The organism is Sunxiuqinia rutila (genome assembly GCF_050589705.1).
In the GTDB taxonomy this organism is placed as follows: domain Bacteria; phylum Bacteroidota; class Bacteroidia; order Bacteroidales; family Prolixibacteraceae; genus Sunxiuqinia; species Sunxiuqinia rutila.
On the sequence record NZ_JBNGOT010000015.1, the window covers coordinates 45671 to 63649 of the forward strand.

At 43.1% G+C, this 17979-nt stretch carries 11 protein-coding genes and 1 pseudogene; all 12 read right to left on the reverse strand.

Annotated elements, in window-relative coordinates; translation table 11 throughout:
- Positions 1-34: 34 nt before the first annotated feature.
- Positions 35-1042: a FecR family protein gene (locus ACRD6K_RS16455; protein WP_299583020.1), complete on the reverse strand. Its 1008-nt coding sequence runs from the start codon at positions 1040-1042 to the stop codon at positions 35-37.
- A 96-nt stretch (positions 1043-1138) separates the two neighbouring features.
- Entirely contained in the window at positions 1139-1744 is a 606-nt protein-coding gene (locus ACRD6K_RS16460; RefSeq protein ID WP_430974160.1) for an RNA polymerase sigma-70 factor, read from the reverse strand.
- Positions 1745-1921: 177 nt separating this feature from the next.
- Positions 1922-3373: a sulfatase family protein gene (locus tag ACRD6K_RS16465; RefSeq protein ID WP_430974161.1), complete on the reverse strand. Its 1452-nt coding sequence runs from the start codon at positions 3371-3373 to the stop codon at positions 1922-1924.
- Positions 3374-3665: 292 nt separating this feature from the next.
- Positions 3666-4406, reverse strand: a pseudogene (locus tag ACRD6K_RS16470) (MIP/aquaporin family protein); the annotation flags it as partial.
- A gap of 24 nt (positions 4407-4430) precedes the next feature.
- Positions 4431-5927, reverse strand: a complete 1497-nt coding sequence (gene glpK / locus ACRD6K_RS16475) for a glycerol kinase GlpK (RefSeq protein WP_430974162.1) — start codon at positions 5925-5927, stop codon at positions 4431-4433.
- Between the two features lie 44 nt (positions 5928-5971).
- Positions 5972-7540 (reverse strand): glycerol-3-phosphate dehydrogenase/oxidase, encoded by a 1569-nt coding sequence (locus ACRD6K_RS16480; RefSeq protein ID WP_430974163.1) that lies wholly within the window; start codon positions 7538-7540, stop codon positions 5972-5974.
- Between the two features lie 141 nt (positions 7541-7681).
- Positions 7682-9190 (reverse strand): glycerol kinase GlpK, encoded by a 1509-nt coding sequence (gene glpK / locus ACRD6K_RS16485; RefSeq protein WP_430974164.1) that lies wholly within the window; start codon positions 9188-9190, stop codon positions 7682-7684.
- 139 nt (positions 9191-9329) lie between these two features.
- On the reverse strand, positions 9330-9671 hold the full coding sequence (locus ACRD6K_RS16490; RefSeq protein WP_093919379.1) for a PadR family transcriptional regulator: 342 nt from the start codon (positions 9669-9671) through the stop codon (positions 9330-9332).
- Between the two features lie 278 nt (positions 9672-9949).
- A complete protein-coding gene (locus tag ACRD6K_RS16495; RefSeq protein WP_430974165.1) occupies positions 9950-11794 on the reverse strand; it encodes a sulfatase family protein in 1845 nt (614 codons plus the stop codon).
- Between the two features lie 184 nt (positions 11795-11978).
- Positions 11979-13541 (reverse strand): arylsulfatase, encoded by a 1563-nt coding sequence (locus ACRD6K_RS16500; RefSeq protein WP_430974166.1) that lies wholly within the window; start codon positions 13539-13541, stop codon positions 11979-11981.
- 427 nt (positions 13542-13968) lie between these two features.
- Entirely contained in the window at positions 13969-16098 is a 2130-nt protein-coding gene (locus ACRD6K_RS16505; RefSeq protein ID WP_430974167.1) for a hypothetical protein, read from the reverse strand.
- 136 nt (positions 16099-16234) lie between these two features.
- Complete coding sequence (locus ACRD6K_RS16510) at positions 16235-17965, reverse strand: RagB/SusD family nutrient uptake outer membrane protein (protein ID WP_430974168.1); 1731 nt, start codon at positions 17963-17965, stop codon at positions 16235-16237.
- Between the last annotated feature and the right edge of the window lie 14 nt (positions 17966-17979).

Sequence of the window (17979 nt, forward strand, 5' to 3'; positions counted from 1 at the left end):
GAATGGTGGGCATTCCCCATTATTTGTTTATCTCTTATTTTTTCAAATCAATACTGAATTTTCTGAAATCCTCCCGCTCGAAACGAACAGGCATACTCAGTTCAAAAGTGGTTAACACCTCCTCCAGAGTTTCTTCATTTTTAAATGCTCCGGAATAGGTGGTACTTTTCAACTGCTCACTTTTAATTTCAATATCAACATCGTACCAACGCTCCAAACGGCGAACCAGTTCTTCGAATGTAATCTGATCAAAATCAAACACATCATCTTTCCACATGGCCGATTGTGCGGCATTGGTCTTCTTCAACTGATACTTATTGTTTTTGTATACAAAGCTCTCTCCCGGGGCAACATCAATGACTTGGTTGGCATATTGAATCTCAATCTTACCTTCAATCAAGGTGGTTTCTGTCCGGTCAAAATCGGCATAAGCCATAACATTAAACTGAGTTCCAAGCACCCGTATCGCATAACTTGGTGTTTGTACAATAAATGGCGCATGAGAAGGTAACTTGGCCACATCAAAATAAGCTTCTCCGGTCAATTTAATGATCCTGTTTCCTTTCATGAAATCAGCAGGATATGAAATACTGGATTCGGAGTTAAGCCATACTAACGAGCCATCGGGTAACAATACCCGGGATTTTTCGCCGCGTGGTGTTTGAGACTCAAACCAAACAATCTCTTCTTTCTGAAATTGTGTATTGGTAAGCAGATAAGCCAAGGAAAAGCCCAAAGCAATAGCCAGTACCAACATTGCCGCAACTCGGGGCAGGGAAATTCTTAGATGGCGGAAGCCACTGGAGACCGAACGTTTAAATTCATTGTTGATAACTAACCTGCTTTTCAGTTCAGCATAAGAGCTTTTCACAAATTCGTTGGACATCTTGTCCGGATCAAGCTCCTCTTTCACTTTAAAAAAGTACTGCTTGTTCTTCTCACTCTGCTTTATCCACTCCAAAAGTTCGGCCTCTTCCTCATCCGTAAGCTGACCATTGAAGTAACTAAGAATTTTGCGATGTATTGAGTCTGTTGGGTTCATATTACCGTGTTTACCTCAATAACACCTCGAATCAGACCCTACCCTACCTTTTTGAAGAGAAAAAATTGACAGAAATAACAATTTGGAAAACAAGTGCTATTCAATCCCACTCAGAATCAGCAGTAAAAGGTGCATCGGAAGATAGTCCGAAAAATGTGTCCGGTAAATGGAAAGTGCTTTAGAAATGTGCTTCTCAACAGTTTTTATACTTACATTAAGGTATTCCGCAATCTCCTGATTTTTTTTCCCTTCAATTCGACTCATCTTAAAAACCTGTCGGCATTTATCAGGAAGTGAATCAAGCACCCTGATCACTTCATCCTGCAGTTCACGAGCAATTAGAACATAGGGTTCATCACCTACCATATCAATGTAGTAAAGCTCTTCGCCAAGCATTTGATCCTTCCAGTTCATATTCAGCTTATCCACAACCTTAAGGTGCCGGATATAATTCAGACTGGCATTCCGAACCATGCGATACAGATAAGCTTCCGGATTTTCGTGCTTCAGAGAAGCATGATTTTCCCATAGTTTTATAAAAACATTCTGAACGATATCTTTTGCTAATCCTTGATCACCAATAATTTTTAAGGAAAAAGCATATAAACGAGGGAAATACAGGTTATACAGACTTTCAAAAGCTTGTTCATTGCCGGAAGAAACATCGAAGAATAGTTTTTTATGGGTTAGTGTCAGGCTCAAAGAGATGATGTTTAGCTGATTTTGTGAGGGCCAATATACAAAATTGTTCCAGTTCAATTTGCAAAAATTATCCAAATCAAAATAGAAAATGACTTTGACACCCAACCAAACAAAAACAGGCAGCCAACTCCATTTTAGTTGACTGCCTGTTTCCATTTTAACATACTCGTTTTAGCCCTAAAGCCAAGGATCATTCATGTCTTTTAGCAAAGCTTCCAGTTCTTGTTCCATTTGTTGATCCAGCTCCGAATTCTGACCCCAGATATTCGTCAACTGGTACGGATCTTCTTTGTCGTGATACAAGTAATAGTACTTCTCGCCATCTTTTCCTTTAGATACCGCAAATGTGTATTCTTTATTCCGGAATCCTCTTTTGCCACCTCCCGGATTGTCCGGATTGGCACCAAAATAGAGCTGCTTATCAGGCCGAGAAATCTCTTCACCGGTAAACACGCCGGAATAATCTTTACCTTCAACCTCCTTTGGAATTGACTCACCTAAGCCCAGCAGTCCCAGCATGGTTGGCATGTAATCCGGAACGCTGATCAGCAAATCGTCTGTTTTTGCTTTCAGCGCTTTGGGGTAATGAACAATGAGCGGAATTTCGTAGGCTTCTTTAAACCATACATTTTTGTGCATTAAGCCATGGCTGCCCATCATTTCGCCGTGATCAGCCGAAAAAACAATGATGGTATTTTCGTATAAGTCCAAGCGTTTCAACTCTGCAATCACCCGTCCGATTTGGTCATCAACACCTTCAACCATGGCAAAATAGTCCGGAGCTAAATGAATTTTTTGCTCAACTCCACGATCACCTCCTTTTACATCGCGATTTGATGTAAATTCGACATTCTCCCGATTCAGTACTTCACGATAATTCCGTTCGCCATAGGCCTTTTTGTAATTCTCTGGCACCTCGTCGAAAGGCGTATGTGGCGGATTAATGGACCAAAACATTGCAAAAGGCTTGTCCGAATCGCGCTCTTGCTGGTTATTCCTCAAATAATTAATCAAAACATCCGCCTCATGTTCTGGCGACCACTGATCAACCACCACTGGCTCGTCCTCCGGAGAATTGGTTGCCCAATAATACGGTTGATTGTGCCGCCCATGCGTTCCGTAAGCATACCAAAAGCTAAATCCATGCCGATGGTCTGGCGGACACCAGGTATCCCAAATAACCGGTTCACCTTTGGCTGCCGGAGCTGGTCCGTCCAAATGCCACTTACCCACATACCCGGCACTGTAACCATTTTCGACCAACACATCCGAGAAACAGGTTTCCTCTTTTTTCAGGTAATTTCCATACTCCGTTCTTGCAGAATTACAGTTCGAAATAACGCCATTTGAAAGCGGATACTTCCCGGTAAGTAACATGCCTCGGTAAGGACTGCACAAGGGATGATTAGCCACCGCCTTGCTAAAAAACACTCCTTTTGAGGCCAAACCATCCAGGTTGGGAGTGTTGACCGGATCTTCATTCAAAAAACCTAAAGAGGCTCGACGATACTGGTCTGCAAAAATAAATAACAGGTTTGGTGAAGCTTTGCGCTCATCTTCCGCTTGCATTTTCACACAAGACGAAAACAAAGAAGCCAAAGCCAGAAATGTTATAAATCGATTCTTCATAAGTTCATCTTCAAACTGAGAGTTGCTAATTCATTCTTTATTCAATGGTGTAAAACTAGAGAATTTACAGCAATAGTGCAATCGATTGTACTTCCATCTGTTATTTATTTACTCACCTCCTTATAAAAAACGAAAGTCATTCTGCCCAAAAAAGACAGAATGACCTTGCAAATTACTGGTTTGAAACTTAAAGGAAGGAATCAGAAGCCATCAAAACAGCTTCTCTTCCCTGTTGATTTAGATTAGTTCATAAGTATTTTTTGCTCTTTACTTGAGGCAAAAATCATAAATATCAGCAGCAAGTCATAAAAAGGACTGCAGCAATTGCTCCGCCAACAATAGGCGCAGCTACCGGAACAAATGCATAATTCCAGTCGCTTGTCCCCTTTTCCTTTATGGGTAAAATCGCATGCATCAGGCGAGGCCCGAGATCGCGAGCTGGATTGATTGCATAGCCCGTTGTTCCGCCTAACGACAAACCGATGGCGGTAACCAACAGGGCAACCGGCAGAGCTCCAACGCTCCCCAAGCCAATTTTCATCTCGGGTAAACCGTTGGATAAGATGCTTGGCCCTTCGATGTATAAAATGACAAACACCAAAACAAAGGTTCCGACCACTTCGCTGAAGAAGTTGTTAGGTAATTTCCGGATTGCAGGCGATGTGGCAAAAGTAGCCAGAATAGCGCCTTGATCTGTTGTGGCATTGTAATGATGGCGATAAAATAGCCACACGAGTAATGCTCCGGTTGCAGCACCGGCCAATTGGGCAAGAATAAAACCGACGACTTTCATCCACGCAAATTTTCCGGCAATGGCCAAACCTAGTGTTACCGCGGGGTTGATATGAGCTCCAGAATATGGCCCGGCAATAATCACACCTGCAAAAACAGCCAGTCCCCACCCCAGTGTGATGACAATCCAGCCGCCATTACTTCCTTTGGTATGGTTCAGCACAACATTCGCAACCACCCCATTTCCGAGAAGGATCAATATCATTGTTCCGATGAATTCAGCAAATAATTCGTTCATGTTGTTTGATTTTGAATGTGTTTCGTATTATTCCTCTTCCCATTTCATGGCTCTGGAAATTGCTTTTTCCCATCCGGCCAGCAATTTCTCCACCCGATCCGGATTCAGTTCTTTCTGAAAACACTCATCAACAGCCCATTGCTTTTTGATTTCATCCACATCTTTCCAAAAACCAACAGCTAAACCTGCCAGGTAGGCAGCTCCCAGAGCGGTTGTTTCCAAAATGGTAGGGCGATAAACCGGTACGCCAAGCACATCCGCCTGAAACTGCATGAGCAAATTATTCACTACAGCACCACCATCCACTCGCAACTCTTTGATGGGATGACCAATATCTGCCTCCATTGCTTTCAGCACATCATAAGTTTGAAAAGCAATACTCTCCAGCGCCGCCCGTGCAATATGGCTGGCGTTTGATCCGCGGGTCAATCCAATAATAGCACCACGAGCATACTGGTCCCAATACGGAGCTCCCAAACCCGTCAAGGCCGGCACTAAATACACCTCTCCGTTATCTTCAACCTTTCGCGCAAGATCCTCCACTTCTGCCGATGACCGGATAATGCCCAGCTCATCACGCAACCACTGAACAATTGAACCGGCGGTAAAAATACTTCCCTCAAGCGCATAGGTGGTTTCACCATTAATTTGCCAGGCAATGGTACTCACCATGTTGTTTTTAGATTCGATGACCTCTTGCCCCGTATTGCACAGCATGAAACAGCCTGTTCCATAGGTATTTTTCACACTACCTACATCAAGACACATTTGCCCAAAGGTGGCAGCCTGCTGATCGCCTGCAATCCCCGCAATTGGAATCGGGGTTGAAGCAAGTTCTCCATTGCTATATCCGTAAACTTCGGAAGAAGACTTAACAACCGGTAAAACGCTGGCAGGTATGCCCATCAAATTGAGCAATTCCTCATCCCATGAAAGCGTGCGAATATTGTACAACATGGTCCGGCTAGCATTCGTCACGTCAGTTACATGCAATTTTCCGCCGGTCAGATTCCAAATCAACCAACTATCAATGGTTCCAAAGGCCAATTCACCTTTTTGAGCCTTCTCCATCGCCCCATCAACCTGATTAAGAATCCAGCGCAGTTTCGTTCCCGAAAAATAAGAATCGATTACCAGCCCTGTTTTGTACTGAATAGTTTCTGCCCACTTTCCGGCCTTAAGTTCGTCGCAGTACTTTGAAGTTCGCCGGTCTTGCCAAACAATGGCATTGTAAATCGGCTTTCCGGTAGCCCGGTCCCAAACAACTACGGTTTCCCGTTGGTTGGTAATGCCGATTGCTTCAATAGCGGCATTGTCATTCTCAACCTGAGCCAAAACCTCCTTGGCTGTTTCAAACTGCGTATTCCAAATTTCAATCGGATCATGCTCAACCCAGCCGGGCTTTGGGTAGTGTTGCGTATACTCTTTCTGACTTGAAGCAATAATCTGCCCGGCATGATTAAAAAGAATGGACCTTGAACTGGTCGTTCCCTGATCCAAGGACAAGATAAAACGATTTGACATCAGTATAATTAGTTAGGTTACAAATCAAGTTTATTAATCAATTGTTAGTTTGAGTCTAAAATATAGTTTTTCGCGAGCTCTTCATAATCCTTGAGCTGCTGTTGAGTCCACTCGCCATTTTTATGCAACTCAGAAGCCATCAGTTCGGCAACAACCGGAGCGATTTCAACACTTTCCCGAGCGTCAAGTAACAAAGCCCTGGTTCTTCTCGCCAAAAAATCTTCAACAGTCCGGGCCATTTCATGACGTACTGCCCATACAACTTGTGCCTTGATAATGCTTAAATTTGAACTGATTGGTTCGGCCAATGCTTTATTCTCTTTAGCCAAAGCCAACATACTTTCCTCATCAGCCCCATAATAATAAAAAGGATTGCTCAGATCAACATTTTCCTTGTAGCCATGCAACTTGTAGTTCACTGTTTTTGATCCCTGCAGGTTGAAATTAAACTTTGCCCCAACCAAATCGATAACATCCTGAGCCATTTGGCGGTAAGTTGTCCATTTTCCTCCGGTAATTGTTACCAAACCAGAGTCGGCCACCTTGATAATATGCCCCCGGGAAATCTCTTTGGTATTTTTCCCATCTTGCTGAGGAGCTGCCAGCGGACGTAGGCCAGCAAATACACTCTTCACATCTTTTCGTGTTGGTGGTTTAACCAGAAAACGTCCTGCCGTTTCCAATATAAAATCGATCTCTTCATCCAAAGCCATGGGTTCCAGCTCCGCTCTTTCTTTCTGAATGTCGGTTGTGCCAACCACTACTTTATCATGCCAAGGAACAGCAAAAAGGACACGTCCATCCCGTGTTTTCGGAATCATGATCGCATAGTCGCCAGGAATAAAGCTCTTGTCCAATACCAAGTGCACCCCCTGGCTAACACGCACCAATTCCCGCGCTTGAGGATCATCCATTTTACAAATGTCATCCACAAAAACGCCAGTGGCATTCAGCACTGCCCGGCTATGGATTTCATAAGTTTTACCCGTTTCCTGATCAACAACTTTAACTCCATTTACCTGCCCAGCCTGCTTTAGCAATCCATCCACTTTCATGTAATTGACAGCGACTCCCCCCATATCTGCGAAAGTCTGTACCATATTAATCGCCAGCCTGGAATCATCAAACTGCCCATCGTGATAAACAACTCCACCGTACAAGTTGTCAGCCACCAAGGTGGGTACCTTTTGTAACGTTTTTGACTTAGAGAATGGTCTGGACTTTCCAAGACTTAAGCGCCCGGCCAACAAATCATAAAGCACCAAGCCAATGGTGTAGAAAGGTACTCCCCACCATGAATAATTCGGAATAATAAAAGACTGATCTTTGACCAAGTGCGGCGCATTCTTCTTTAAACGTCCCCGCTCCCGCAAAGCCTCTTTAACCAGAGCGACATTCCCTTGAGCTAAATACCGCACGCCTCCGTGCACCAACTTGGTACTTCTGCTTGAAGTTCCTTTGGCATAGTCATACTGTTCAACCAACAGAGTTTTCAATCCCCTGCTAACCGCCTCGATTGCTGCCCCCAAGCCGGTAGCTCCCCCTCCGATAATGACCAGATCCCATGCTTCTTGCCGGTTTTCCAGTTGTTCTAACATTTTTTCGCGTTGCATCGCTAAACTAATTTAAGATTAATGGATCTATAATGTATTTAATAATAGCATGTACTTTCTTTTAAAAGATACATTGTTATACGATGTATTGGCGGCAAAAAAATAGCCATGCGCATCCATTGCTATTTTCATTCGTTGGTATTAGTCCATCGGATCAAGCCAAGCCAAAGAGCTGTTTACCGCCCGGTTCCAATACTTCAACACATGATCTATATCTTTCGGATCAGCCAAACACTTAAACTGTTTCGCTATTTTGTATTGTGCTTGTAACTCTTCTTTATTTTCCCAAAACCCGACAGCTAAACCAGCTAAATAAGCGGCTCCCAACAAAGTCATTTCAATTCGCACCGGCTGAACAACTGGTAAGTTCAGGATATCAGACTGAAACTGCAACATTGTGTCATTCAGGATCGTTCCACCAACTCTTACTTCCGGAATTTCCATCTCCAGATCAGCCTCCATGGCCTTAATTACATCGGCCGATCGCATGGCAATTGACTCCAAAGCAGCTCTCGCCAAATGTCCGGGAGTCGTTCCCATATTCAGTCCCCAAAATGTTCCACGGGCATACTGGTCCCAGTAAGGAGCTCCCAAGCCGGTAAATGAAGGAACAATAAATACGCCGCCATTGTCTTTCTCCGATTTTGCCAGCTCTTCAACCTCATCAAGCGAGTCAATCAGGTTCAACACATCCCGAAGCCACTGAATCACCGTTCCGGCATTAAACACACTACCCTCCAAGGCATAAGTAACTTCATCTCCAATCTGCCAGGCAATCGTTGTAATTAGCTTATGATTTGAAAATATGGGTTCCTTTCCGGTGTTCATCAAAATAAAGCAACCGGTGTTGTAGGTGTTCTTGACTGTCCCGCGTTCAAAGCATTGCTGCCCAAAAAGAGCTGCTTGCTGATCGCCTATCAAAGAAGCGATGGGAACGTCACAACCAAATATCGAAGGATGAGTCCTAGCGTAAATCTCACTGGATGAACGTACTTCAGGCAATATACTGGAAGGAATGTTTAAAAGCTCCAAGAGTTCTTCATCCCAAGTCAGGGTATTGATATTGAACAACATGGTCCGGCTTGCGTTGCTCACATCGGTATAATGGCAGGCACCTTTGGTAAACTTCCACAATACCCAGGAATCGACGGTACCAAACGCCAGTTTTTCCTGATCAGCCAATTCTCTTGCTTCGGCATTATGATCCAGCAACCACATAATTTTAGTTGCTGAAAAGTAAGCATCAATTTCCAAACCGGTTTTAGATTTTATCTTCTCTTGCAAGCCCTTATCCTTGAGCTGGTCGCAGATACGAGAGGTTCTCCGATCTTGCCAAACAATGGCATTTCCAACTGGTTTTCCGCTTTCTTTATTCCACAGAATTGTGGTTTCTCGTTGATTGGTAATTCCGATCCCAGCTAAGTCACTTCCTGTCAGGCCAACTTTGCGCAAAGCTACTTGAGCAACAGAAACGATAGAGAACCACAACTCCTCGGCATCCTGTTCAATCCATCCTGGTTTTGGGAAAAACTGTTCAAACTCTTTTGAGGCTTGGGAAAAAATTTCACCAGCATGATTAAAAACCATTGCACTTGTTACCGAAGTACCAAGATCAAGGGCCAGGATATATTTTTCTCTTTCCGTATTCATTGCAAATCAACTTAGTAAACAATTTTTCTTATTTTTACCAGTTGAATGCTAACCGCTCAAACAGATTACATTTGACTTACGCTTCCGGCGATTCTCTTCCTTCCATCATTCCTGCAACTTCGATCGCCTTTTCTCCTACTTACTTGATGTTCATTAATTGAGTGATTGATTCATTCAACGATTCCATATAGTTTTGCATCACTTTTAGCTGCTCAATTCCTTCCGGAGTTAATTGATAGTATTTTCGAGGAATGCCCACTTCTTTTTCAATCCATTCCGATTTCAGCAAATTCTCCTTCTTCAACCGATTCAAAAGTGGGTAAATCGTCCCCTCTGCTATTTCCATTCCGGCCAAGCGATTTATATCAGCAATCAACTCATAGCCATAACAGGGCTTCGTTTTCAAAATCAGCATGATAATGTACTCCAACAGCCCTTTCTTGATCTGAGATTTCCACCTGGAAATAAAATAGGTATCCATTCGCAATTTTCTTCTCTGAACAAACTTAAAAACTATTACCTAGTATTACAAGGTACATCGTATTAAATTGTTTTAAAACATAAAAAAGCTGGTTCATGTACACCATAAACCAGCCAGAACTTAAAGTTATCTTTTTAAACTTCAGATGTTAGACAATAGATATTCATATGGTTGGAGTGCCTTAATCTTTAAATAAGTCACCTAGGGTTGAAACAACTCTGAAATCTGAATCAACCCTAGGTGCTTAATTGTAAACTGCCAACTCATTACTGTAGCTTTTATTGAATAGCAATTTCATCGACAAACAGCCAGGCTTTTCCACCTTTTCCGGAATGCCACTCTGGAACTTTCCCGTAACTTTTAACTGTCACTTTCAAAAAGCGAGCGTTGATATCCTCTTGCTGAAGTGTAATTCTCCGGATGGACTTTTGGCCTGCACTTTTCAGAGGCTCTACCATTTTCCGCACCGGCTTACTGTACTGTTTTCCATCAGCTGACCAGGCCACTTCAATGTATTCCGGGAAGAAAATCCATGATTCTGCATCCTGAATGGAACCAACTGAGATTTCATTGATGACTTCTGTTTTGCCCATATCAATTGTTGCAACAAGGTCATTTCCTTCGAAGCCCAACCAAAAGCCATCGCTAAAAAATCGGATTCCGGTTTCGCCATCAACCAGCGATGCTGCACCATTGGCTTTATACTTCGCATGAGGAGCCGACTCAATTGTTACCTTCTTACCATTCGCTTTGTGCTTTATCTGCAAGCGCTTGGTTGGAATGTCTTCCGGACTGGCATACTCCCAATTCAAATAGTCACTCTTTAATTCTTCTACTTTCTCTGGATACTGAGTTGCCAGGTTGGTCATCTCCGTAGAATCCATTTTCAGGTTCACCAGGAACAACAAATCTTTGTCAAAGTCCAACTTTGTTTCATTCGATGGATCCTGTGGGTAACCGATCAATTTCCAATCGCCTTTCCGGACGGCCCAACCGGGGCCACTCTTCCAAAAGAAAAGCTGATGAGGTGATTCTTTCTTCTTTTCAATCACCCGTGAAAGGCTGTGTCCTTCAACGCCTTCAGGCAGCTCTTTAATTCCACAATATTCAGCAATGGTTGGCAACCAGTCAATGTTGAAAGCCATTTGATGGCGCTCTTCGTTTTGAGGAAGGTGACCAGGCCAACTGATAATAGCCGGAACACGGATTCCTCCTTCAAATAAGGAAAATTTACAGCCACGGAATGGGCCTGCACTACCTCCACCTCCAAAGGTTCTCACCTCGGTCGAGTGTCCATGATCGGACTGGAAGATGATGATGGTGTTGTCCCGCATTTTCAACTCTTCAAGCTTGTTTACCAACTGTCCGATATGGTCATCAACCGTTGAAACAAAAGCGGCATAATCTCTCCGAGGCATATCCAAATCTTTATAATGCTCCCGCCACTTTGCCTTGGGCTGCAACGGATAATGCGGCATGTTGATCGCATAATACATAAAGAATGGCTCATCCTGATGATTTTCAATATAATCCTTGGCTTTCTGTTCCATCAGATCGCCAAAATATTCTCCTTCACGGTAAACTTCCTTGCCGTTTTCCCAAAGGTCATGACGGTTTGGGCCATTCCAGTAGAAGAAGTGCGAATAGTTATCGATACATCCGCCCATGTGTCCAAATGAATAGTCGAAACCTTGTCCCAAAGGCATGGTTTCCGGCGTATAGCCAACGTGCCATTTACCAATGTGGGCTGTCGCGTAGCCAGCTTGTTTCATGACTTCGGCAATGGTAACCCGGTCAGTTGGCATACCCGAACTCCCTTCTTGCGAAGAAGCATTGCCCGGCAAGCCAGCAGCATGCGGATTCATTCCCGTGAGCATGGATGCTCTTGAAGGCGAACAAACAGGTGCCGCCACATAAAACTGTGTAAATTTAATACCGGTTTTCGCCAACTTATCCATGTTAGGAGTCGTCAAATCTTTGGCTCCATAACAGTTGACATCGACACTTCCCTGATCATCAGTTAAAATAACGATGACATTGGGCTTCTTTTTATTAGCAGGAGCAGCTACCGCTGCTACACCCGTACAAAGCAATAATCCTGCTGATAATACTGAATGGTTCATGTTTTTGTTGTATTTATTAGCGTTTGTAGCAATCGACCTCACAGCATTCTTCAAATCCTTTCCAGTCAATTCCCATTCAAATTCATTTTATAGTAGCTTGTTCTGATTTCAGGCTGTCAGACATTTGCAGTAATCTATTTAACTTTAAGGATTTAGCAAAATGCCTCACAGATGAACAATGAAACTAATCTCCCAACTGCTTTATTTTAAACTTATCAAGCTCAGCTGTTTCATGTTCCTGCACAAAAATACGTTCAATTTGCTGAACGATTTCCGGATGTTGGTCAGCAACATCATTCAACTCCTGAATATCTTCTTCCAAATTGTACAAGTGGACCTGCATGCTATCCTTAAAAATATTCCGACGGATGCCTTTCCACTTGCCCATCCGAACAGCTTGTTGACCGCCCGATGCGGGAAACTCCCAATACAGAAAATCGTGCTTTGCCTGATCGGTTTTACCCATTACTTCTGGTAAAAAGCTGATTCCATCAACAGGATCTTTGAGCTCAGCACCGGTTAGTTCGCTGAAAGTTGGCAAAACATCATAAAAAGCCGAAATATGATCGGTTTCAGAACCAGCCTCAATTTTCCCCGGCCACTGAATAATCATCGGCACACGCAATCCTCCTTCGGTGGTAAAAGCCTTTCCCCACCCTCGTTCGCTTTTGAAAGGGCCGCCGCTATCAAACCAAGGCGAATCGGTTCCTCCATTAAAGGTTGGTCCATTGTCGCTGGTAAATACAATCACTGTATTTTCATAAATTCCTTCTTCTTTTAGGGTAGCCACCAATTCGCCAACCTGCTCATCCAAATAAGAAACCATAGCGGCATAGGCAGCTTTGGGATTTCGGTGCGGGAAATAGCCTTGATTTCCGGTATAAGGCTCTTCGTCTCCAAACTTTTTCACATAGTAGTCAACCCAACGCTTAGGCGCCTGCAAAGGCACGTGCGGAATTGGGCTTGCATAATATAAAAAGAAAGGCTTTTCCTTATTTTCCTTAACAAAACGAATGGCTTCTTTTTGCATCAAATCAGCCGAATAATCGGTTAACCAGAAATCTTCGTAGGATGCCGGATCGTATTTATTAACGTCTTTTGCCAATTTCTTGTGCGGTGCAACCATGCGGTTGTCCAGCGGCTCTTTAATTGTATCGCGCCACAAATGCAGGGGGAAATAGGTATGGGCCTGACGTTGGCAATTGTAGCCATAGAAAAAGTCGAACCCTTGTTTATTGGCAACTCCCTCAGTAAACGGAGCCCCCAGTCCCCACTTTCCGATAACTGCCGTTTTGTAACCAACCTGCTGCAATACGGTTCCCAGCGTTTGGGTTCCTGCCTTTAACGGACGTTGGCCTTCCAGCCGTGGATCTTTGGCCATCGCCTCAAAATCCCAGGTTGGCCCACGGTCGGCCCACTCATCATTGCCTCGAATTTGAGCATGCCCAGTGTGCAAACCCGTCAGTAAAACGCAGCGTGAAGGAGCACACACTGGCGCTCCAGAATAATGCTGGGTAAAGCGCATTCCCCGTTTGGCCAGGGCATCAATATTGGGCGTTTCTATTTTTGTTTGCCCATAACAGCCTAAATCACCATAGCCCAAATCATCCGCCAAGATATAAATGATGTTGGGCGTTTGTGATGAGCTAGTTTCGGATTGACTTCCTGGCGTGCAGGAGGGTGCAAGCATCAAACTTGCCATAGAAGCTGAAACCAGCCCCGGAATCTTTTTTCTTAGTGTATTCATGAGTAGCGTTTTATCAGGTTGCTGTCCCTGGAAGAGAATTGTTTAGTCAATGACTCTCTTTCCGACAGCATAATTTCAAAGGCTTAAAGCTATAAAAAAACAGTTTCACTCTGGGTAATGAACTTCAATAGATCATTAGATTTTCAGATTCAGACTGCCAGACACTTGCAAAACATTAAGTTCAAAAAAAACCAACCCGAACAGCCAAAAGATGAGGAATGATCCCCTCCCCATATCACAAAACAATTACAAATTAGTCCTGAAATTTTTGTTGTTGGTTCTATCGAGATGTGGTCTTATCAAACAACCAGAAAAAGGTGCTTTACTGAACCAAAGACCTAATTCGCTCAAAATAAAAAGCTCCAGTGCAAGTGAATTACACTGGAGCTTTCCATATTTAATTAGCCCAAAACCTATTTTTTCTATACTAATTCATCATTCTACTTACGACCTCATCCATGTGTTCATTAATTGACGAATGACCGGTCGCCTGCCAAAAACTACTTTCATTTTGAACAGACACTTGAGTAGCCACAATCCAGCTCTGAATCCAGCCAGTTAAAGTTGACCAAGCTCCCCAACCATGATCGGCATTTGATGCCCAATAGTCCCACCGATTATAATCAAAAGCCCTAAACCAAGCACCATCCACATCTTTATGCTTCTCACTCTGAACTTGAATTCGGATTAGAAAATCAGCCATTTTATCAACGGCTTCCTTGTACTTAGGATCTCCCGTGGCTTCAGCAGCCTCATTAAGTCCGAAAAAAGCAAAATTCACCGTATAAAGCATGTCTGCCACCGGATCGCCATTTTCGAAGATCAATGGAGCTTCGGTTGTGCCATAAGCTTTATTCGAATTGGTTCGTCCAAACTGCCCCGGCCCTGCGCCTAGCTCTTCTCGAATTGCACCACAGGCAACCTGATTATCCAGAACCTCACCCACGATTTGATCGAGCCATGCTCGGTGTTTTGGAGTGTCTTCAACTCGAACCAGCCAAGCCAAAGGCAAGATCATACGTGCTCTTTCCTGTTGAATTCCGTTGGTCCAATTCCACCGATCAGGATAAGCTTCCATGGTTATCTGAATAGCTGTTTTCGTCTTCTTCAAAAGCGGCTCATAATTCGTTTTATCATACAACCACAAGTAACAGGCCCAAAGCCACGATTCAAAGTGAGGATGAGGATTTACCAGCTCTCTATTCTGTAGTTTTTCTATGCCAGCCTCTAAGATCGGCTTTTCCTCCAAGCGCCCGCTTCTGAATCCTAACTTCCCGGTTGTTCGGAAATTAGCCAGTATCGTTTCAGCAATCTTTTCATCCCACTTATCACTACCCAAATAAGCTGAAGCACCAATTGCTCCCAATAAAAAGCGCGCATTATCATCTCCATAAAAAACCCATGGGTGTGTATGTGACCATCCTAACAATCCATACACATCACTTTCTTTATCGCTTTTTAATCCGGCGGAAAAAACAGAATTAAAGTAAACCATATCCAGTAGCTTCGTTGCGACATCATTATAAGCCGGTTTTTTCAATAAATTGCCTGCGGCAGCCATTGCGTAAGCAACTTCACCCTGCACATCAGCCCGAAGCCAATACCGATAAAGCTGGTCGCCGTCGTGATAAATCGTTGATGCATGTCCTTCCAGTATTCCCAAAGAACCATCCCCACTGGGTAACGCTTGATCTAAAGGGGGCCCCCAAGGTTCCGTGCCATCTCCCTGATACTTTTGCCACCACGATTCAGCCCAATCCGAATGAATAAAAAAGCGTCCGTTATAAAACCATTCCACTCCTTTTTTCACAGCTTCAGTAGATGCATTTTCAGGAAGTGGTTCTTCTTTGGAGAACATTGGAGATACCTCTGATTTAAGCTCAGGAACTTTTAACTCTTTATCAGAACTAACCCAAGTCAAAATATATTTCCAAACTGCTTGCCAGGAATCATTTGGACCATACCTTCCTGTTCGGTAATTGCTCAACTTTGTTGTTGCAATTAAAGCATTCTCTTTATGAAAAAGCAGGGGATAATCATCCGTTTCCTCCAACCCATAAGCGGCATGGTCAAATCCTGCAACTTTTGCTAAAACAATTAAGGGTTCTTTTTCCTTCGTTTCCAGAAAATGACAATCATTTAACCCAATGATATCCATTCGCTTCAGGGTTGCCCCAAAAACATCGGCAGTTATAACTCCCCTTTCGTAATTGGTTTGGAGGACATTCTTCCCTAATTCTATTCCCGGAAAATCCTCGGGGTACTCGATGTATAATTTAAGATTCTTTTCTTTAATCGCCTGGTACAATTCATCCGAAACGCCTTGTTCTTTTTGTGGATAACTATCCGATACCTTAATAATTCCGATTCCCTCTGTTGACTTTTTCACAGCATCCTCCAGCGTAGGAGATAGCCTAACCTCCAAATCTACCTGGCCAAGCAAATCATATAGATCATTCTCTGTACTTCCAACATAGTACACCACATTTTTACTGGAACATCCTACCAGCATGCTATACATCAAGATAAGGAATACACTTACACTCTTTATTTTCATTCGTTAAATACTTTTATTGACACCTCTACTTTTTACTAAACTTTGATAGGAAACGCTCAAGTTTGAAAAAAGAATAAGGTTATCCCAAAGCAAAATCTCAGCTTGAAAATGCTTATGAGACAACCTTTATTTCCTCTTAATACCCAGGATTCTGTTCCAAATTAGGGTTAAGTGTTAATTGATTAGACGGAAGGGGTTTTAGGTAATTCTTATTAGGATTAAATTGCCAACCATCTTTGGCAGGGCTATTTTCATAGGGAGCAATATACCCATTCTTCGAAAATAGAGCTTCGGGAACTAAGACCGGGCGAAACTCATCTTTTATATCTGCATATTGTTGAATTTTAGCGCCCAACATTGGACGTTGAATAATATCCGCTGCAGCCCAACGCATCAAATCATCAAAGCGATAACCTTCACAGGCCAACTCAACTCGTCTTTCTCTTCTGATCTCATTCATTAATTGAGACAGTTGTGGAAACGTTTTTGAAACACCTTCGTCAAATCCAGGATCAACCGTTAAATGAGGCATGTCTACTCGATCTCTCAGCAAGTTAACCGATTCATCCAACACAGACTGAGTACATTCGTTTAGCTCTGCCTTTGCCTCTGCATAGTTCAACAGGACTTCGGCATACCTGAAGATAATACTCCCGGTAATATCCTGATTACTGGTTCTGTCTGCAGTCGGGTTGTTTCCCTTTGCTAACTGATAGCCTGTTGTGTTTCGGAGTCTGGCCTCCAAGGTAAGATCCGGAACCGAAAAAAAGCTTGTATCTGTTCCTGAGATATTCCGAACATCTCCCCGAACAAATATGGTCTGAGCTAATCTGGGGTCTCGATTGCTTAATTCCTCATCGATTAAATCATCTCCTAAATACAGGTCACTAACGGCAATCGGCTTTCCATCTGTACACAAATAAGAATTAACCAATGATTTTGAAATTCCTGTGTTCTTATCTGATACTCCGAAAAACGCACTTGCTAAGTGGTAAAGGTTAAGACTCAAATCCCATTTTTTCCATAACATGATTTCCTGGCTGTTCGAATAATCCTCCTGATTAAACAATCCCCAATAATGCTCGCTAGGACTTGTTCCCGCCTTATCAATGGCAAAATGCCCAGAAGTGATCACTTGGTTTGCTGCCTCTGCTGCTTTTCTGAAATATTTATCCCAATCGGCATTGTCAACGCCAAAGTCTGTTCCATTATGATACTTTTCCCAAGTTCCTTCATAAAGCGCAACCCGACTCTGAAATAAAAGTGCAATTTCTCGATAAATGCGCCCCTCTGTTTCCTGTCCTTTTTCGGGCAACAGCGCAATTGCTTGATCTAAATCAACCAAAATAGAATCGACAACAGCGTTTCTCGGAGTTCTTGGAGCATAGAGCTCTTCAGATTCAGTGGTAAGCGTTTTACTGTACCAAGGAACATCGCCAAAAGTTTTTACCAAATCAAAATAAAACCAAGCTCGCCAAAAGTACATTTCTCCGATATAAGCACTTACAGTTGAAAGCTCTTCCTCGGTTTTGTGATAGTTCTCCAAAAAGAAGTTTGCACTCCGAACTTTACTGAAGTCCCAACCACCGCCACTTCCAGGAACCTGAATTGTTCCAGCAAGCTGTGCATTGTAATTATAATCTCCTGAAACCATATTGTCGGAGGAGTTATCCATCTCAAAAATCCCCAACCAATAGCCTTCATGTGTCGGAAAATTGCCATAAAACTTATTGGCATAAAGTTCCATTTCTTTCTTCGAGAATGTAATTTCTTTGTCGGTAATTGTATCTAATGGCGGCTTGTCTAACACATCCTCACACGACCATAAAATCATCAACGACAACAGTATTATTATATAATTTTTCATGGTATTTTGCTCTT